The sequence below is a fragment of the Actinoplanes sp. NPDC049802 genome (assembly GCF_040656595.1).
Classification (GTDB): Bacteria; Actinomycetota; Actinomycetes; order Mycobacteriales; family Micromonosporaceae; genus Actinoplanes.
In genome coordinates this window covers 80,624-97,416 of the sequence record NZ_JBFAMR010000031.1, presented here as the reverse complement: position 1 = coordinate 97,416, position 16,793 = coordinate 80,624, and the positions used below count along the sequence as shown (strand labels likewise).

Here is a 16,793-nt window from a genome sequence, read left to right as displayed (position 1 = left end):
CGGCCGGCTGCCCCGCGGGCGCCGCGGCCAACCACTCACCAACCGCTTACCTCCCCGGGCGAGGGGCCCGCCGCCGGGGCCGGCCGGCCCCGGCGGCGGTGCGGGGGTCGTCACCGTGCCGCGGGCAGAGTCACCGTGAACGTGGCGCCGGCACCGGGCCCGTGGCTGTCGGCGGTGAGGTGGCCGCCGTGGTCGGCGACGATGGCGTGGGCGATCGACAGGCCGATGCCGGAGCCGCCGTGGCGGCGGTCGCGGGCGGTGTCGGCGCGGTAGAACCGTTCGAACAGGTGCGGCAGGTGTTCCGCGGCGACGCCGTCGCCGGTGTCGGTGACGGTGATCCGCGCGCTGTCGCCGTCGCTGCCGGTGGTGACGGTGACGTGGCCGCCGGGCGGAGTGTGCCGAAGAGAGTTGTCGAGCAGATTGCCCAGGACCTGGGCCATCCGTGCCGGGTCGGCGTCGACGGCGGTGCGGTCCGGCCGTGCCACGTGCTCGAGGGATACACCTTTGGCCGCGTAGCGGGGCTGGACCGCGGTGATCGCGGTGGCGGCCAGGTCGGTGGCGGTGACGCGTACCGGGTGCAGGTCGAGTTGGTGTTCCTCGGCACGTGAGACGGCGGCGATGTCCTCGACGAGCCGCTGCATGCGCTCGGTCTGGGTGGCCAGCACGATCCAGGTGTCCTCGTCGGCGACGGTGACGCCGTCCTGGGCGGCCTGCACGTAGGCCTGCATGGTGGCCAGGGGGGTGCGCAGTTCGTGACCGACGTCGGCGAGCAGCCGGCGGCGGGTGGTCTCGATGTCGGCGAGGCGGGCGGCCATGGCGTTGAACGACGCGGCGACGCTGTCGAAGTCGGCGCCCATGCCGGGGGCGGTGATCCGGACGTCGTAGTGGCCTTCCGCGATGTCGGCGGCTGCGGCGGCGAGCTCGCGGACCGGGCGCGCCACCCGGCGGGCCAGCAGCGCGCTCGCCGCGAGCGCCGTCGCCAGCACGGCGGCGAGCCCGAGAGCCAGGGCGATCCTGTTGGCTGACGTGTAGGCCTGCTCGACGTGGTGGGTGACCTCGGCGCCGGCGGCGGGGGAGATCTGCCGCAGATGCTCGTGGAAGATCGCCGGGCCGGCGAGCACGGTGACCGCGCCGAGGGTGGCGGCGCCGGCGAGCACGACCAGGGCCTGAGCGGCGAACAGCCGCCCGGTCAGCCCGATGTGCGGGCGGGCCATCAGCCGTCGCCCATCCGGTAGCCGACGCCGCGGACGGTGCGGACGAACCGTGGGCCGGCGGCGTGATCGCCGAGTTTGCGGCGCAGGTGGCCGATGTGCACGTCGACCAGGTGTTCGTCGCCCACCCAGTCGTCACCCCAGACGGCGTCGATGAGCTGCCGGCGGCTGAACGCCAGCCGCGGCCGGGCCGACAACGCGGCCAGCAGGTCGAACTCGGTACGGGTCAGTGGCACCGGCCGCTCGTCGAGCAGGACTTCGCGGGCGGTGACGTCGATACTCAACGGCCCGAACCGGCGCGGCGGATCCTCGACCACCGCCGCGGTGGAGGTGGTGGCGCGGGGCCGGCGCAACATGACCTGTACGCGGGCGACGAGTTCGCGGGGGCTGAACGGTTTGGTCAGGTAGTCGTCGGCGCCCACCCCGAGGCCGACGAGCTTGTCGACCTCGTCGGCGCGGGCGGTCAGCATGATGACGTAGCAGTCGGTGAAGGTCCGCAGTTGCCGGCACACCTCGAGGCCGTCGAAGCCGGGCAGCCCGATGTCGAGAACCACCACGTCGGGAGGCTGCTCGCGGGCGGCGGCCACGGCCGACGGCCCGTCGTACACGCATCGCACCTGGTGGCCGTCGCGTTGCAGGTAGCTGGCGACGACCTTGGCCAGGCTCTGCTCGTCGTCGACGACCAGGATCTGTGTGCTCACGATCCACCATCCTGCCCCGGCGGCCGGGACCGCGGGCGGCAGCCGGCGCCGGTTCAGCGCGGCGAGTAGTGCGGGACCCAGGTGACGCCGCTGTCACGGCTGGCGAAGATGGTGTCGCCGGTGACCGCCACGTACAGGGCGCCCGCTCCGGCGGTGACCGCATGCGGTTCGCCGGGCACGGTGCCGCGCTGCTGCCAGGTCGTGCCACCGTCGGCCGACTGCCGGACGGCGCCGTCCGGGCCGATGCCCCACAGTCCGGCGGTGGTCCAGGACATCGCGGCGAAGCCGCCGCCACCGGGAACGGGCTGCCAGGTGCGCCCGCCGTCGGTGGAGCGTTGCAGGCCCGCACGGGTGACGGCGAGCACCGTGTCCGCGTCGGTGGGGCTGACCGCGAACGCGCCCATCGCGCCCGCCGACCGGCGGTCCCAGGTCTCCCGGCCGGTGCTGACCATGAACACGCCGTCGGTGGAGTTGTAGCCGTAGACGGCGCCGTGCGCGGCTTGCAGCCCGTGGAAGTCGGCGGCGCCGGCCAGCGAGGTGTTGCGCCACGTCACGCCGCCGTCGGTGGATTCGATCAGGCCGAGGTTCGCCGGGCCGTCGCCGTGTGCGCCGGGATGCCCGGAGGCGAGGAACCGTCCCGGCCCGTCGGTGGTGAACCCCATCAGATCCGGCGTCTCGGCCGACACCCGCACGGCCGTGTTCCGGTCCTGGACGCGGTACAGGCCGACGTGGGTGGCGACGAACAGGGCGCCGGTGTCGTCGACGGCCATGCCGTGCACGTGGCCGAACCCGTCGGCCGTCGGGTGGCTGTCGGGGGCGGAACTGCGTACCGCGTACGCGACCAGGGCCGCTGCCAGCGCCGCGACGACCAGGCCGGCGACGATCGGCCATCGTGCGGCGGCACGCGGTGACGGCGGGCGTGTGGCCTGCCGCGTCGCGGGGCGGGCGGTTGCTGCGTTCTGGCGCATGTGTGGCGGTCCGCTTCTCGATGCCGGCGAAGAACTGACCTGTCCACCGTCGGCGGTCGCCGTCAACGAACGCCCCGGCAAACCATGAAGATTCTCTGAAGATCCGGCGGCCGGCCGTCGCGGACAGCGCCGCCCGCACCCGGCCACGTCGGCGAGTGCGGGCGGCGCCACACCGAGGTCAGACCAGGCGCCGGACCACGTAGTTCCTGCTCCAGATCTTCTGCTTGGAGACGGACTTGCCGGTGCGCGGCGCCGACCACATCTTGCCGCCACCGGCGTAGATGCCGGCGTGGACGCCGCGCGTGCCCTTGCGGATGATGATCAGGTCACCCGGGCGCTTGTTCGACTTGGCCACGGACTTGCCGTACCGCTGCTGCGAGTGTGCCTTGTGCGGCAGCTTCTTGCCGGCCGCCTTCTTGTAGACGTACAGCGTGAAGCCGGAACAGTCGAACCGCTTGGGCCCGGCCGCGCCGAACTTGTACATCTTGCCCTTGTGCCGGGCCGCCTCGGTCACGACCCGGGCGCCGGCCGCCGCCTGTGCCTTGGCGGTGACGGTGGCCGTGCTCACGGTGGTGCCGGCCTGTGGCTTTGCCCAGGTGACGGCGATGGTGGACGTCCGCGGTGCGGCGGAGGCCGACTGCGGTGTGCCCAGCCCTCCGGTGAGAAGGCCGAGACCCACGGACAGGGCTACGGTGCCGGTTCCCAGGGTACGGGCGGGCCGGTCGGAGGTGCTTACGCGCACGGTGAAGGAATCCCTCCGGCACGCCTGCGGGGTTAGCTGTCGGATTCGGGCGCGAAGGATTGCCCGGCCGCACGTCGGCGGCTTCACCCCAAGGCCCTCGTGGTCCGGCCGCCGCGTGCGGCGTGCCGGTCGAGGACCGATATGTGGTTCCCCCGTCCCTGCCCCCGGTTGCCTCATGACTCGTCATGCGGGCGCGTGCCGCCGGACCGGGGCAGGGCTCGGCGTGGTCCGGATCGGCACGACCGGCGGGCTGGTGCCCGCCGCTCCTCCTTGATAGCCCAGCTCGCGACGGTTCCCGACCGCCGCATTCGTCACGCACGGTCGCGACGGCACTGGGTGATGTCCGGTTTGGAAGCTCGGTGCGAGGTTTGTCGACACGGTGCGAACGTGGTTGGTGACCCTCTGGTGGTGTTGATCTGTGAAAGGGAACACGACGAAAGCTGGACGGTCGCTCTGCGTGGCCCCGGCAGTGATCCCCCGGTCCGCGTGCCCGTGCGACCGCCGGTTCGCCGAAAGTGACCGACCGTCCAGCCCGCCCTGCCCGCTACGACGACCCGGCCCGAACCAGCGCCGCTGTCCCGCCCTCGAGGACGGGACAGCGGCGCGGGGTGACTCAGAGGATCGTGCAGGCGCTCCCGTTGACGGTGAAGGCGGCCGGAACCGGGTTGCCGCCGGTCCAGCTGCCGAGGAACCCGAAGGTGGTCGAGCCGCCGGCCGGGACGCCGCCGTTCCAGGACGCGTTCGTGACGGTCACCACGGTGTCCGACTGGGTGTGCGCGCCGCCCCACAGCTGGGTGATCCGTTGACCGCCGGTGTACTGCCAGTGGAGGCTCCAGCCGCTGTACGCGGCCGTACCCGTGTTGCTGATCTTGATCTCGCCCTGGAACCCGCCGGGCCAGCTGCCGGTGACCCGGTAGGTGACGGCACACGACGCCGTGCCGGCAGACGGGCCGGCGCTGGCCGAAGCCGAAGCCGAAACCGAAGCCGACGGCGAGGCCGAGCCCGACGACGTGCTGGGCGACGGCGAGGTCCCGATCTTGCTGGGGTCGGCCACACCCCAGTACGCCGATTTGGCCTGCAACCTGGTGTCGAACAGCAGCGGCGCGTCCTTACGGGTCACCGGGAAGGTGTCCAGCCAGGTGTTTGTCGTCGGCCAGGCCCCACAGCGTCACCGAGGTGATCTCGCCCGGGTACTGGCGGAACAGCGCGAACATGTCCCGGTAGACGTACGCCTGCTTGAGCAGCCGGTCCGCGGGCGGGGTCGTGAAGTTCTCGCTGTTGCCGGTGTAGATGCTGACGTCCATCTCGGTGATCTGCTGGTCCACGCCGAGCGGCACGAACTTGTCCAGTATCGCCTTGGTCTCCGCGACGCTCGGCCAGTTCACGTTGACGTGCATCTGGTGCCCGACGCAGTCGATCGGCACACCCTCCGCCTTCAGCGTGCTGACCAGGTTGAACAGGTGGTCCCGCTTGGCCGTGACGTTGGTGTTGTAGTCGTTGATGCAGAGCACCGCGTGCGGGGCCGCCTCGCGCGCCACCCGGAAGGCGGTGCGGATGTAGTCGAGACCGGTCACGGTGTACCAGCCGCTGCGCCGGTTGCCGTCCGCCTGACCCTCGTCGATCACCTCGTTGACCACGTCCCAGACCCCGATGTCGGTGCCGTAGTGGGCGGCCACGTTGCGGATGTGGTTCTCCAGGCGGGCGAGCAGCAGTTCCTTGTCCTCGGCGGTGGCGGTCATCGGCTGGCCGTCGGCGCCGGTGAACACCCACGCCGGTGTCTGGTTGTGCCAGACCAGCGTGTGCCCGCGAACGGCGAGCCGGTTGGCCTTCGCGAACGTCATCAGCGGGTCCGCCTGGGCGTACGTGAAATTGTTCTCGGACGGCTCGGTGGCGTCCCACTTGAGCGCGTTGCCCGGGGTGACGGTGTCGAAGTGCTTGGTGAGCAGTTGCCCATGTCCGGTCACGGTCTCGGCGCCGGTGATCGCCGCGCCCACCGGGAACTCGGTGACCACGTCCTTCACCGACGGGATGCCGGTCTGGACCGGTAGCGCCGGCACATGACCGGCGGTCACGTCGTCGATGTGGAAGGACCCGGTCGTCGACGCCGTCTCCACATAGACGCGCAGGAGGTCGACGTCGGTCGCCAGTGTGTACCGGCCGGTCAGGTTGACCCACGATCCGCTGGTCACCGCGGTGTTGCCGACGATCTGGTCGTAGGCGGCGACGCCACCGGTGTGGCGTTCCACGCTCAGCCGGGCGTTGTCCGAGCCTTCGGCCATCCGCACCCACACCGAGATGGTGTAGGCGGTGCCCTTCTCGAAGGTGTCCAGCACGTCCAGCGACGGCCCCTGCCAGGCCGCGGTCCGCCCCGAGACGAGCAGGCTGCCGGTGCCGGCGTGCGCCACGGCGGTGCTGTGCGCGACCGTCTCGGCCGACCGGCCGGCCCACCCCTGGGCGGTGCCATCCTCGAAGTCGCTGGTCAGGACGGTGATGAGGGTGGGGTCCTCGGCCGCGTGCGCGGCCACGGTGGCGGTGACGGCGGCTGCCGGAATCGCCACCAGGAGGGCGGCCAGGGCCAGCCGTGGGAGAGCACGCATTCGCGGCTCCTTCGGGGCGTCGTGACGGGGATAGAGCGACATCGTTGCATGGGAGCGCTCCCAATACAACGGCGTCAATTCTCTCATCGGTACGCCGTGCGCCGCCCCCGCCGAACCACCCCGTCCCGCCGTGCCACGCGGCCTCGCTGCGCCGTCCCGGCCGCGACGCGGCCGCCGGGCTGACGCGCGCCGTCACCGGCTGCCCGCTCGGTCGGCGGACCTCTGACCAAGCCGGGGTCGTATCGGGCGCTCACGGTGCCCGCGGGCGGTTGAGCACCTCGGGGCCAGCACCCGGTGAGTACCGAAAATGACGATTTGCCGTAGTTAGGCTGCTGACATGCTGTTGCGACGTATCGCGGCCGCCATCGGCGCCGCCGCTCTCGTAGGGCTGCCGGCGACCGCGGCCCAAGCCGAACCATCCGAGCAGGACACCGCGTTCCTGCGGGCCGCCCACCAGATCCACAACGCCGAGGTCGAACAGGGCCGGATCGCCTGGGTCAAGACCGGCGACGCCGAGGTCAAGAAGCTGGCGGCCACCCTGATGCGGGACCACATCCACCTGAACGCGGCCCTCGCCGAAGCGGCCCGCAAACTGAAGGTCAGGCTGCCCGACACGGCCACCGCCGAACAGACCGCCCTGGCCGGGCGCTACGCGGCCGCGGGGAAGGGGGCCATCGACGACCTCTTCATCGACACGCAGCTGACCGTGAGCCGGGAGACCGGCCGGCTCGTCGCGACCCAGCTGGCCGAGGGTAGCGATCCACTGGTCAGGAGCGTGGCGGAGAAGGCCGCCGCGGTCCTCGCCGAACATCAGCGACTGCTGCGTGCGGCGGCCGCCTGAGCAGCACCCTTGTCAGACTAGAATCCTAGGAAGCCCTGGCGGTGGTGCGAAGGATCGCATCGCCACCAGGGCTTCACCGATAGGAGAGGGGTCGCGGTGATCCGGCAATTCGAGTGGCGTGACTACGACACCGTGACCCGCGTATGGCAGGCCGCCGGCCGGGAGGTCGTCCCGCGTGCCGAACTGGAGGCCAAACTGGGCCGTGACCCCGAACTGTTCCTCGTCGCCGAGACCGGCCGCCGGATCGCCGGAGTGGTGATGGGTGCCTACGACGGCCGTCGTGGCTGGATTCTGCGCCTCGCCGTTCACCCCGACCACCGCCGTCAGGGCATCGCCACCCGCCTCGTCGAGGAGCTGGAGGCCCGGTTCGTTCGCCTCGGCTGCCCGCGGGTCAACCTGCTCGTGCTGCCGGACAACGAGGCCGGGCTGCGGTTCTGGCGGCAACTCGGCTACCTGCCCTGCCCCGACGTGCTGTGCACCAAGCCGATGCGGGGCGCCGTCACCGAGGACTGAGCCCGTTCCGCGTCGAAGCCGCCGCGGCGCCCGAGGCGGTCGACGCCGGCCCGGTCGTGGCCCGACCTGAACAAGACCATCCGGCCCGAACGCGCCCGGGTGCGCCGCACCGACTGACCAGGCCCGAACAGACCCGCGTCCGCTGTCAGCACCAAGGCGAACGTGGGTGCGTTTTCGCTGAGTGACCTGCGTGATGGGGGTCGATGTCGGCCTGTTGCGGTCGCCGATGACCGGTGCCCTGCCCTGCGGCTTGCCGGGTTCTCGGGGGCTCCGTGCCCGCGTGCGGTGCCCCGATACCCGACGGCGGCCCCGGTTCACCACGAGCGGGACTCCCGCGCCCCGCCCGGTGCGCGCGGGGCGCCGCTCCCAGTGAACCGAGGCGACGAGCCTGGAATGCGACGGGCGAGGCGGTTGCCGCCGTGTGCGGGGACGTGGTGGCCGCGGTGAATTGGTGTGGTCCGTGCCATTTGAAAGGTCTTATGGCTCTGACCGTGAGTGAACCGCCGCCGTCAAGCGCCCCGGTTGGCCTTGCCATCGAGCCGCAGCTCGGTGCTGGGGTCGCTGTGCGTGGTGCCGGTGCCGAGGTGCTTGTCACTGATCGTCGTGCCATTTTTGATCACGTGGACGAGGGCCATGGCGTGGCCTCGGCCGAGCGCATAGTCGTGCTTTAGCCATTGGACGATATCGCCCGCTTTGGTATCGGCGCCGTAGCCGCGTGTGTGTGCCTCGGCGACCAGGTCTGCCGGGATCTTGCCGGTCTTGGCCTCGATCGCATCGAGGTATGCCTGGAAGGACATGCTGGGCTCCTGACTGTGGCGGATGTGAGGAACAGGATCGTAACGACGGGGTACGACTCTTTTCGGGTTCGCGTCATGGCGACCGGGGTGTTCCGTGGGAGGCTGCCAGGGTGGCTGAGTGATCTGCGTGATGGGGGCCGATATTTACCTGTTGCGGTGCCGATGACCGGTTGGTATGGGTTAATTGACCGGTTTCGGTAGGGGGTGGCGGGTGGATCGTGAGCAGATCCTGCGGTTGCTCGGTGAGCGGGAAGCGGTGGGCCGGGCCGAGGTGGCCCGACTGGAGGAGGAAGCCGATCGGCTCATGGTGTTGATCGATGACTGCCGGCGGGAGGTCGACCGGCTCGCGGTCGCGCGTGAGGTGTTGTCCGGGCTGGCCGAGGAACTTCCCGGAGCGGTGCCGGTCGGTCATGATCTGCGGCCGGAACCGATCATGATGGATCAGCTTCTGACGATCCTGGCGGAGGCGGGCCGGCCGGTGCGGTGCAAGGACGTGGTGGCAGCGCTGGGTGAGGACCCGGGGGTGACGCGGCGGGTGGAGCGGGCCTGTGGCCGATTGAAGAAGCTGGCGGTGCAGGGCCGGGTGGCGAGACCGAGCCGGGCCTGTTCACTCTCGCTGATGATTCCGGTTCCTCGCCACCCGCCGGCAGGTCCGAATGCTGTCCGGGCTGGAACCGGTAGGCCGTCACCCGTCCCGAACTCCGAACACCTCAATACGCGATGCCGTCAGTATTTCCGCAGCTGGCGCGAATCTGGCACCGTCGGATGTCCTGTCTCAAACAAGCTGACGTAGGTAGCCGACCTTGACCTCGGGTGCGTCATCTTGAGTGAGATGGTCGACGGGACACAGTCTCATTGATCATGGCGCTGGCCGGCGCCTGGATTGCGGCGGAGCCCTACCGATTCTCGCAACCAGCTTCGGTCCAGGTGGCTACCAGATCATCAGCCACGATAGTTAGTGATCCAGCAAGGAACGCGACTTCGTGGCTGCATCCCTGCTCATGGGGCAGAACCTCGTCAAGCATCACGTCGAGAAGGCTGTCCACGTCCGCATCCGCCGTGTCGGGATCCATTGTGACGCTGTGGACGTGGCTGTAGCGGATCGTCAGGTTCTCCTCGTGTTTCCAGCAGTTGTGCTGCAGGCGAAGCTCAGCCCATGCTTTCCCGTCACCATCGCCTAGAGTCAGGGCCACCGGCTTGAGATCCTTGACGCACCGTCGGCCGAAGAAGTCGTAGTGCTGCGGATCCGTGGCATATACACGCGCGCCAGGTGGCAGCCGTTCGGCGAACGTACTGATCGCGTCCAGGTATCCGGTTGCGTCCAGCGCATTGCCGTCGCGTCCTCGGATGATCTTGATGTATCGCATGATTTCCCCTGCGGATTACGCGGTCAGTTCGTGAAGGAGCGTGTCGTCCGGCAGCAGCGGGCGAGGAGGTCGAGGACGTATTTGCGGCGTGTGGTGGCATCCGCCTCTGCCCAGAACCGGCCGAGACCGGCAATGTGGTTGCGGACCTTATCGATCTTTTCGCTGTGACCTGCGGTGTCTCTCCAAGCGGCCCAGGGTTTGGACGGCTCGGCCGTGGCGAGGGCGTCGGCCAGGCGGTGCTGGACTGCGGCGATGAGCGGACTGCCGAAGAACTCGTTCTCCGTGCCGTCGAACTTGCGCTCGATGAGCAGGCGGTGCAAGGCACGGATCTCGTTGATTGAGTCCAGGACCACGGTGGGTGTCCGGTCACTGGTCATGGTTCGTCCTCCGTGGCCGACGGCGAGGTCACTCTACTCAGCGGTGATCAACCGTCCTTGCGTAGCCGTTGCCACTCGACGGCGTGTGGGCTGATCGGCAGTCGCTGTTGCTCGCGGATCCATCTGGCCATCGGTTCCTGGGATCCGCCGGGTTCGTAGTCCAACAGCATGATCCGGTCCCGCTCCAGCCGGGACTCGAATCCGACGAACTCCCCGGTCGTCGCCGCCCACCAGCTACCGGAGAATCTCCGTTGGCCGTGGTAGGACGGGAAATCGCGCACCGGAGCCACAGTTTCGAACGCGGCAGTCCAGCCCACCGTGAGCGGGACGCGGCACTCGCGAACCCCACCCTCGCAGCCTTCGAGATAGGCGAGGCTGAACTCGGGGCCGGACATCCAACCGGCCGCCGCAGCCGGCGCACTCATCACCACGCAGACATCAACGACCACCGACATGGCCCGATCTGCGTCAGATCAAGTGAGACTGCGACTGATCAGATGAGACAGGACTCGGAGCTTTCGTCTGGGGTTCGGATCGGCGTCACCGTGACGCCGATCCAAACGCGTCGTGAAGCTGGGCCAGGGTGTCTGAGCCGCGTTGACGGATGCGGCTAATGTGCCGGGCCGTGGATGTCGCCCGCACCTTCCTCGGAGAAGTCGATGCTCGCCGGCCCGGTGCGCTCGCCGGACTGTTCCTGCACGGTTCGCTCTGCTGGGACGAGTTCTTCGCCGGCAGCGACGTGGACTTCGTCGGGGTATGGGCCCAGCCACCCGACCATGACGCTCTCGCCGAAGCCCACTACGCGACCAAGGCGCGACACCCCGGCGTGACGTTCGACGGCTTCCACTGCTCGCCGGAGGACTTAGCCGTCTCGGCGCTGACTGTGGGGCGACGGCCGGCCTTCTTCGGCGGCGAGTTCGACCCGGAGGGTAGGGTCGACATCAATCCCGTCACCTGGCACGAGCTGGCTGAACGCGCTGTCGTGATCCGCGGCGAGCTGCCGCCCGTCCACACCGACCCCTCCGAGCTGCACGAGTTCACCCGCAACAACCTCGACACCTACTGGCGTTCCTCCATACCGCAGATCGAACAAGCGGGTTTCGAGGCAGTCGGAGGACATGAACCGTCCGTCGCATGGGTGGTGCTCGGCGTTGCGCGCCTGCATCATCTGCTTGCCAAAGGCGAGCTGACCTCAAAGAGTGGTGCCGGCCGCTACATCGCCGAAGAGCTGGACCCACGATGGCACCGGCTCGGCCTCGACGCTCTCCGCATCCGCGAACACCCGCAGAAGCCCACGCTCTACGACGATACGACCGAGCGCGGCCGGGAAACGTACGACTTCCTACGTTGGGTGGTCGAGGACGGGACGCGCCGTTAGGGACACGCTGCAGTCGCGGAAGAGGCTCAGGCTGCAAGGCCCTGGAGCGGTGATCAAGGACAACCCGCGACGAGCCAGATAACGACGTCAGGACCGGGCGACGACATCGACGACCGTGGCGGTTCCCACTACCGGCATGCCCTCATGCGAAGAACGGACAGGCACCGGCTTCGACCGCCTACATCAGCCACGTGCTCGACGGCTGCGGGGTCCCACCACGCACGATCGGCAGCACCCGCCTGGTCGACCTGGTCAACACCCTCGCCCCCAAGCTCGTCGCCGCCGCACTCGGCCTCGACCCGCGGGCCCCGCTGATCCACCTCGCCGACCACATTGGCCCTCCCGCGCTCGCCGATTTCAGCACCGAGGATCAAATGATCTTCTCTTGGTGATCGATAACGCGGGCGTTCCCGTCGGCAAGGGCATAAACGGTCGGAAGTGATCCGATCAATGGGTATCCCATCCGATCGCTTGCTCTGCTTGCGTACTCTACGAGCACCGGTGCAATTTAGGGAGTTGGCGGTGGACGTTTCACAAATGATCAACGTGATGGCCCTGCTAGTTGCGTTAGCTGCTGTCGCCGCATCGTCAATCTTGACATGGCGGTCACTTCGGCTGAACCACAACGCCAACCATTTACCCATCGTGCTCGAGGCGATGAAAGCGCAACGAACGGGAGAGTTCACGCGCAAAGAAGCGGAGCTCTGGGAGGAGCTACCCAAACAGGATGTCAAGCTTGGCTTCATGCATCTCCCTGAACCTCTCCGTAGTTGCGCCTACGACATCAGTTGTTACTACCAGCATCTGGGATGTCTCGCCGAATACGGCGTGGCCGACTGGGATTTCATTGCCGTGCAGATTGAATACCGAATGGTGCGAACCTGGGACTGCATTGCCCCGTACGTTTACGCAGAGCGACAGAATCGCGGTTCGCAGAGCTCCTTTTTGAACTCCTATGAGAGATTCGCAGAAAAGGTGAAAAAGGTCGACATCGACGCCGCCACCGAACGCCTCTACAAGCGAGGTCATCGTCAGCGCAAAACTCACGAAATGTCGTTTTGGTTTCGCCGTCGAAGGGCGGTCGACAACGTCGACCATCCCGGACTGTCGGCGAACCCGTCCACATTCGGCAGCGCCTGACACATGTCCGCTCGAACATGTGCGCCTTCGAAAACGATTCGTTGGAGGCGATCGCAACAGACGCCTTCTCCTCCCATTCGGTCAACACCTGGGAAAAGCAGCTCAGCACCGCGTTTGTCGAGTTCCATGTAGCCCGGTTCGTCGGTCTGTGACGACATCGTCATAGACCGACCTATGCCGAGGGCCTGCCCGATCTGGCTTGCCCGACGGCGGTTTGAGGCTCAGTCCTCGGCATAATCCGGTGTCATGTCGTACTCGTCGACGTCCAAGACCGCTCCGGTGGCCAGGAGGAAGTTCAGAACCTCCCGGTCGAGATGCCAACCGAATAGGTTCGGGGCCTCACCGACGGCGGCGCTGCGATCGTGCTGCTCGGCCTCTTGGTCGTTGAAGTAGCGCACGACTTCCACGACGGTGCCAGATTCTTCGTCCTCGGTGTGTAAGCGGCGGGCCAGTGCGGCGATCGCTGCGGTGTGCGGCGTGAGCCGTTCGATGATGCGGGCGACCTGCTCGTCAACACGTAGCCCCGGATCCCGGCAGACGATCTTCCAACAGTGTTGGACCGGGATGGCCTTAGGCTCGGTGCGGCGGCTGCCGCGGACGGTGGTCTCGTCGGGCTCGAGTCCGAGGATGGCCGCCATCTCGGTCGCCGAGGTGCTGCGGCTGAATAGGGCGAAGTAGGCGTACTGGCTGACGTGCACCGATGAAGGATAGAAGCCGTCGTGGTCCGCGGATGCCCGATATTTGACCGGGCCTTGTCTACTGGTGGTACGACCGTCGGCCCGCCCATGATTCTGGTGGCGGGTCAGGCGTTGCCCGGCTCGCCGGCGTGAGCTTGTCGCCGCTGTTGCCGTAGCGTGCGGTAGTCGGGTGGTTGCATGATTTTGGGTCCGCCGGTGTGTGCTGTCTGCACATGATCACGGGCCGGTTCGGGCAGGGCATCGAGGCAAGTGGACGAGCAAGCGTTCACCAGCATTGGCAGGACGTCGGTGCCGACGCGGTGGGAAATCCATGCCTGGTGAAATTGTTGACCGATGCGCTGATCGCAAACGCTGCAGGTGCGGACGGCTTCGGTTCCCCAGATGCCGGGGTCCAGCGCGTCAAAAGAGGCCTCGGCGATAGAAGTGACCGGTCGTAGCGCGGGGAATGGCGGCCGATGCTTGAAGTTTCCATACAGGGCCCTGGTGCTCACCGTGCTGTCCCGCAGCTGGGTGCAGCGGGTCAACTCGAACGGGTACCAGTGCAGGCGGTGTGAGGTGTACGGCTCGAAGACCTCCAGACTGGACATGGCGCCGATCTCCGGGGGGATCCGCACCAGGTTGGTGCCGTAGAGAACGAGGTGCCTGACTTCGGTCAGTTTCGCAATGCTGGGGGCAGCGTGATGACTTGCCGCCGCTGTGCTGAGGTCATCTCGACGAACGGTTTGAACACCGTTCGTTTCTCCGCTGCGGCCTCGTCAACAAGATCGATCAGCCGCAGCCAGCCCGGAGCGGTGGTGTCCTGCCGTTCCGTGTGGAATCGGACGGTCGCCGGTCGAGTCTCGACCGAGTGACCGACGCAGGTGCAACGGTCCCGAGCCGGCCCTCCGGTCTCTGGCGGAGTGGCGTCGGCGAACCGATTGGAGAAGACCCCGGGGGCGTCACTCGGCTGCATCGGGCAAGATTACCGGCAAGAACCTCGCGTCCTGTGCATGCACTCATCTCGAGCGGAAGCGGACAAGAGCGACCGGCAGCAGGCGTCCAAGATCCGGACAAGACGGATTCTCGGATGCGCAGATCGCCTGCCAGGGCGTACCCGCACCCATCCTGATCGGCAAACGCTGGGTGGTAGAGAGGACGAACTCGTGGATGAACGGATTCGGCAAGATCCGCCGGTGCACCGACCGTGACGCCCGGATAATCGACTTCGACCTCTACCTGGCCGCCGCCATCGTCACCGTACGTCGACTCATCCAACAAGCCCGCACCCTCTACCGCTGGGACACTCGGCCCACCACACGCCGACTCAGACGTCACCTATCGCCGGTCGCTCCAAGTTAACATCCTAGGACGCCGTAGGCGCTGTGCGGCGAGCCGCACAAGCCCAGAACCCGAAGGACGGCTCCGCCGACCACACCAAGACCGCTTCGCGTGAGGGACCGGTCTCGCCTCGGCCGAAGGAGGCCTGAACACCGGTGGTCGCGCGACATCGCATACCGTCCACGGCACAGTGCGACCAGGCGGGGCGAGGATGACGGAGGATGACGACTGAGCGGTTCACCGAATTGACCACCGAACGGCTGCGGCTGCGGCAATGGCTGGACAGCGATCTGGACGTCTGGGCGGCCATGAACGCCGATCCGCGGGTCCGCGAGTTCTGGCCGGATCTGCTCAGCCGTGAGCAGGCCGCCGCCGGCCTGGAGTGCTTCCGTGCTGAGCTGGCCGAGCGCGGCTGGGGCTGGTGGGCGGTCGAGGTGACCGCGACGGGCGAGTTCATCGGTATGGCCGGGCTCGACCCGGTCGACGAGGAGGCGCCGGTGACCGGTGTCGAGGCCGGCTGGCGGCTTGCCCGGTCGGCGTGGGGCCACGGATACGCGACCGAGGCCGCCCGGGCCGTGCTGGCCTACGGTTTCCGGACGCTGCGGTTACCGGAGGTTCTGGCGATCTCGGTGGCCGGCAACGAGCGGTCCCGGGCCCTGATGAGCCGGCTCGGCATGGCCCACGACCCGGCGGCCGACTTCGACGACCTGAGCGTGCCTCCCGGACCGCTACGGCACAGCGTCGTCTACCGGATCGGCGCCGGCTCTTTCGCGGCGGGGTAGGCCGGGAAGGGGGCTTCCGGCTGCCTATTAGCCGTTGTCACGGTGTACGAATGGCGAAGGATCTCGTGGTTTCGGGGTCTCGAACTCGGTCACCGCGTGGCGCCGGGTGCGGATCCAGGTTTGCGGCGCCGTCGGCATCCGGTGGTCACGGGTATTGCAGCACGCCCGGCTCCTGGCCCGCGCTATCGCCGGTGGTTGTCGGCCAGGACGCGGGCCAGGGCGACGGTGATGAGGGCGGCGGCGACGACGGTGAGCAGCCCGGTGCGGAGGCCGGCCTGGTCGGCGAGGTAGCCGACCAGGGGTGGGGAGAGCAGGAAGCCGCCGCGCAGCAGCCAGCTGACGACCATGAGGCCGGTGCCGGGGGCGAGGCCGGGCAGTTCGTCGGCGGTGTGCATGGCGGCCGGTACGAGGGTGGCGACGCCGAGGCCGGCGAGGGCGAAGCCGGTGAGGGTGGCGGGGATCGACGGGACGGCGAGGGCGGCGCCCATGCCGGCGGCGGCGAGGGCGGCGCCGGCGCGTACGACGGTGCGCTGGCCGAAGCGGTCGACGACGCGGTCGCCGGTGAGGCGGCCGATGGTCATGGCGGTTTGCAGGGCGACGACGGCGAGTCCGGCGGTGGCGGCGCCGGCGTGCAGTTCGGTGAGGTAGATGGCGCCCCAGGAGGCGCCGGCGTCTTCGACGAGGACGCCGCAGGCGGCGAGGACGCCGAGGACGGCGAGCAGCGGTACGGCGTGGGTGGAGACGTGGCCGGGGTTGCCGCCGGTGCGTTCGGTGTCGTCGGGGCCGGGCAGGGTGTGGCGGTAGGCGATCAGGGCGACCGTGCTGAACAGGACGGCGGAGATGGTCAGGTGCAGGCCGAGGGGCAGGCCGAGGCCGGCGGCGGCGGAGCCCATGAGGCCGCCGAGGACGGCGCCGATGCTCCAGACGCCGTGCAGGGAGTTGACGATGGAGCGGCCGTAGAGGCGCTGGACGCGCAGGCCGTGGGTGTTCTGGGCGACGTCGACGATGGAGTCGAGGGCGCCGACGGTGAACAGGACGGCGGCCAGTGTCCAGACGTTGGGGGCGACGGCGATGCCGAGGGTGGCGACGGTGGTGAGGACGATGCCGAAGGCGCCGGTGCGTGCGGAGCCGAAGCGGCGGATGGCGGTGGTGGCGAGGAGCCCGGCGAGCAGGGCGCCGACCGGGAAGGCGGCGATGGCGGTGCCGAGGGCGGTGTTGCTGATGGCGAGGTCGGCTTTGATCTGCGGGTAGCGGGGGACGACGTTGAAGAAGATCGCCCCGTTGGTGAGGAAGAGGGTGGCGACGGCGGCGCGGGCGTGCCGGGTTTGCCGGGTGGGCGCGGCCGGGGTGACGGTGGTCAAGGT

Annotated in this window: 21 protein-coding genes, 1 pseudogene and 1 riboswitch; of the genes and pseudogenes, 8 read left to right on the top strand and 14 right to left on the bottom strand. The window is 68.6% G+C overall.

What is annotated here, in order from left to right; all coding sequences use genetic code 11:
- Positions 1-110: 110 nt before the first annotated feature.
- The 6 genes from AB0I88_RS22345 to AB0I88_RS22320 all read right to left on the bottom strand — a co-directional run bounded on the left by AB0I88_RS22345 (position 111) and on the right by AB0I88_RS22320 (position 6,219).
- Positions 111-1,214, bottom strand: coding sequence for a HAMP domain-containing sensor histidine kinase (locus AB0I88_RS22345; RefSeq protein WP_361027559.1), 1,104 nt, complete (start codon positions 1,212-1,214; stop codon positions 111-113).
- On the bottom strand, positions 1,214-1,912 hold the full coding sequence (locus tag AB0I88_RS22340; RefSeq protein ID WP_361027556.1) for a response regulator transcription factor: 699 nt from the start codon (positions 1,910-1,912) through the stop codon (positions 1,214-1,216). The genes AB0I88_RS22345 and AB0I88_RS22340 overlap by 1 nt, the downstream gene beginning before the upstream one ends.
- Before the next feature lie 53 nt (positions 1,913-1,965).
- Positions 1,966-2,880: a F510_1955 family glycosylhydrolase gene (locus tag AB0I88_RS22335; RefSeq protein ID WP_361027553.1), complete on the bottom strand. Its 915-nt coding sequence runs from the start codon at positions 2,878-2,880 to the stop codon at positions 1,966-1,968.
- Positions 2,881-3,058: 178 nt separating this feature from the next.
- A complete protein-coding gene (locus AB0I88_RS22330) occupies positions 3,059-3,622 on the bottom strand; it encodes a C40 family peptidase (protein ID WP_361027550.1) in 564 nt (187 codons plus the stop codon).
- Positions 3,623-3,628: 6 nt separating this feature from the next.
- Positions 3,629-3,806, bottom strand: a riboswitch (cyclic di-AMP (ydaO/yuaA leader).
- 429 nt (positions 3,807-4,235) lie between these two features.
- On the bottom strand, positions 4,236-4,742 hold the full coding sequence (locus tag AB0I88_RS22325) for a cellulose-binding domain-containing protein (protein WP_361027547.1): 507 nt from the start codon (positions 4,740-4,742) through the stop codon (positions 4,236-4,238).
- Complete coding sequence (locus AB0I88_RS22320) at positions 4,732-6,219, bottom strand: endo-1,4-beta-xylanase (RefSeq protein WP_361027543.1); 1,488 nt, start codon at positions 6,217-6,219, stop codon at positions 4,732-4,734. Before AB0I88_RS22320 ends, AB0I88_RS22325 begins: the two co-directional genes overlap by 11 nt.
- 337 nt (positions 6,220-6,556) lie before the next feature.
- On the opposite strand from AB0I88_RS22320, the gene AB0I88_RS22315 reads away from it, so the two are divergent.
- Positions 6,557-7,060 (top strand): DUF4142 domain-containing protein, encoded by a 504-nt coding sequence (locus AB0I88_RS22315; RefSeq protein ID WP_361027540.1) that lies wholly within the window; start codon positions 6,557-6,559, stop codon positions 7,058-7,060.
- Between the two features lie 96 nt (positions 7,061-7,156).
- Positions 7,157-7,573 (top strand): GNAT family N-acetyltransferase, encoded by a 417-nt coding sequence (locus AB0I88_RS22310; protein WP_361027537.1) that lies wholly within the window; start codon positions 7,157-7,159, stop codon positions 7,571-7,573.
- A gap of 509 nt (positions 7,574-8,082) precedes the next feature.
- Here AB0I88_RS22310 and AB0I88_RS22305 read toward each other — a convergent pair.
- Positions 8,083-8,370 (bottom strand): DUF4287 domain-containing protein, encoded by a 288-nt coding sequence (locus AB0I88_RS22305; RefSeq protein WP_361027534.1) that lies wholly within the window; start codon positions 8,368-8,370, stop codon positions 8,083-8,085.
- A gap of 211 nt (positions 8,371-8,581) precedes the next feature.
- On the opposite strand from AB0I88_RS22305, the gene AB0I88_RS22300 reads away from it, so the two are divergent.
- Positions 8,582-9,163 (top strand): hypothetical protein, encoded by a 582-nt coding sequence (locus tag AB0I88_RS22300; RefSeq protein ID WP_361027531.1) that lies wholly within the window; start codon positions 8,582-8,584, stop codon positions 9,161-9,163.
- A 103-nt stretch (positions 9,164-9,266) separates the two neighbouring features.
- On the opposite strand, the gene AB0I88_RS22295 is transcribed toward AB0I88_RS22300, so the two are convergent.
- The 3 genes from AB0I88_RS22295 to AB0I88_RS22285 are packed head-to-tail and all read right to left on the bottom strand — an operon-like array spanning position 9,267 to position 10,569.
- Entirely contained in the window at positions 9,267-9,737 is a 471-nt protein-coding gene (locus tag AB0I88_RS22295; protein WP_361027528.1) for a hypothetical protein, read from the bottom strand.
- Between the two features lie 23 nt (positions 9,738-9,760).
- Entirely contained in the window at positions 9,761-10,114 is a 354-nt protein-coding gene (locus tag AB0I88_RS22290; RefSeq protein ID WP_361027525.1) for a hypothetical protein, read from the bottom strand.
- Between the two features lie 47 nt (positions 10,115-10,161).
- Positions 10,162-10,569: a hypothetical protein gene (locus AB0I88_RS22285; protein WP_361027522.1), complete on the bottom strand. Its 408-nt coding sequence runs from the start codon at positions 10,567-10,569 to the stop codon at positions 10,162-10,164.
- Between the two features lie 170 nt (positions 10,570-10,739).
- On the opposite strand from AB0I88_RS22285, the gene AB0I88_RS22280 reads away from it, so the two are divergent.
- From AB0I88_RS22280 to AB0I88_RS22270, 3 genes are all read left to right on the top strand, one after another.
- Positions 10,740-11,492 (top strand): hypothetical protein, encoded by a 753-nt coding sequence (locus AB0I88_RS22280; protein WP_361027520.1) that lies wholly within the window; start codon positions 10,740-10,742, stop codon positions 11,490-11,492.
- A 191-nt stretch (positions 11,493-11,683) separates the two neighbouring features.
- Positions 11,684-11,884 (top strand): hypothetical protein, encoded by a 201-nt coding sequence (locus AB0I88_RS22275; protein WP_361027517.1) that lies wholly within the window; start codon positions 11,684-11,686, stop codon positions 11,882-11,884.
- A gap of 130 nt (positions 11,885-12,014) precedes the next feature.
- Positions 12,015-12,632: a hypothetical protein gene (locus AB0I88_RS22270; RefSeq protein WP_361027514.1), complete on the top strand. Its 618-nt coding sequence runs from the start codon at positions 12,015-12,017 to the stop codon at positions 12,630-12,632.
- Positions 12,633-12,853: 221 nt separating this feature from the next.
- Here AB0I88_RS22270 and AB0I88_RS22265 read toward each other — a convergent pair whose 3' ends face one another.
- The 3 genes from AB0I88_RS22265 to AB0I88_RS22255 all read right to left on the bottom strand — a co-directional run bounded on the left by AB0I88_RS22265 (position 12,854) and on the right by AB0I88_RS22255 (position 14,282).
- Positions 12,854-13,330: a DUF4279 domain-containing protein gene (locus AB0I88_RS22265; protein WP_361027511.1), complete on the bottom strand. Its 477-nt coding sequence runs from the start codon at positions 13,328-13,330 to the stop codon at positions 12,854-12,856.
- A gap of 104 nt (positions 13,331-13,434) precedes the next feature.
- Positions 13,435-13,917 (bottom strand): hypothetical protein, encoded by a 483-nt coding sequence (locus AB0I88_RS22260; RefSeq protein WP_361027508.1) that lies wholly within the window; start codon positions 13,915-13,917, stop codon positions 13,435-13,437.
- Between the two features lie 65 nt (positions 13,918-13,982).
- The gene (locus tag AB0I88_RS22255) at positions 13,983-14,282 is read right to left on the bottom strand and encodes a hypothetical protein (protein ID WP_361027506.1); all 300 of its coding nucleotides are present in this window, start codon (positions 14,280-14,282) and stop codon (positions 13,983-13,985) included.
- Between the two features lie 98 nt (positions 14,283-14,380).
- On the opposite strand from AB0I88_RS22255, the pseudogene AB0I88_RS22250 reads away from it, so the two are divergent.
- Positions 14,381-14,668 (top strand): annotated as a pseudogene (locus AB0I88_RS22250) (hypothetical protein); the annotation flags it as partial.
- 200 nt (positions 14,669-14,868) lie between these two features.
- Positions 14,869-15,429 (top strand): GNAT family N-acetyltransferase, encoded by a 561-nt coding sequence (locus tag AB0I88_RS22245; RefSeq protein WP_361027503.1) that lies wholly within the window; start codon positions 14,869-14,871, stop codon positions 15,427-15,429.
- A gap of 182 nt (positions 15,430-15,611) precedes the next feature.
- Here AB0I88_RS22245 and AB0I88_RS22240 read toward each other — a convergent pair whose 3' ends face one another.
- Positions 15,612-16,790, bottom strand: a complete 1,179-nt coding sequence (locus tag AB0I88_RS22240) for an MFS transporter (RefSeq protein ID WP_361027500.1) — start codon at positions 16,788-16,790, stop codon at positions 15,612-15,614.
- Positions 16,791-16,793 lie beyond the last annotated feature (3 nt).

Bases quoted from the DNA above. Each gene is read 5' to 3' on its own strand.
- AB0I88_RS22290 (WP_361027525.1), bottom strand. From the start codon at position 10,114: ATGACCAGTGACCGGACACCCACCGTGGTCCTGGACTCAATCAACGAG.
- AB0I88_RS22335 (WP_361027553.1), bottom strand. From the start codon at position 2,880: ATGCGCCAGAACGCAGCAACCGCCCGCCCCGCGACGCGGCAGGCCACA.
- AB0I88_RS22305 (WP_361027534.1), bottom strand. From the start codon at position 8,370: ATGTCCTTCCAGGCATACCTCGATGCGATCGAGGCCAAGACCGGCAAG.
- AB0I88_RS22255 (WP_361027506.1), bottom strand. From the start codon at position 14,282: ATGCAGCCGAGTGACGCCCCCGGGGTCTTCTCCAATCGGTTCGCCGAC.
- AB0I88_RS22260 (WP_361027508.1), bottom strand. From the start codon at position 13,917: ATGTCCAGTCTGGAGGTCTTCGAGCCGTACACCTCACACCGCCTGCAC.
- AB0I88_RS22320 (WP_361027543.1), bottom strand. From the start codon at position 6,219: ATGCGTGCTCTCCCACGGCTGGCCCTGGCCGCCCTCCTGGTGGCGATT.
- AB0I88_RS22345 (WP_361027559.1), bottom strand. From the start codon at position 1,214: ATGGCCCGCCCGCACATCGGGCTGACCGGGCGGCTGTTCGCCGCTCAG.
- AB0I88_RS22285 (WP_361027522.1), bottom strand. From the start codon at position 10,569: ATGTCGGTGGTCGTTGATGTCTGCGTGGTGATGAGTGCGCCGGCTGCG.
- AB0I88_RS22295 (WP_361027528.1), bottom strand. From the start codon at position 9,737: ATGCGATACATCAAGATCATCCGAGGACGCGACGGCAATGCGCTGGAC.
- AB0I88_RS22315 (WP_361027540.1), top strand. From the start codon at position 6,557: ATGCTGTTGCGACGTATCGCGGCCGCCATCGGCGCCGCCGCTCTCGTA.
- AB0I88_RS22245 (WP_361027503.1), top strand. From the start codon at position 14,869: ATGACGACTGAGCGGTTCACCGAATTGACCACCGAACGGCTGCGGCTG.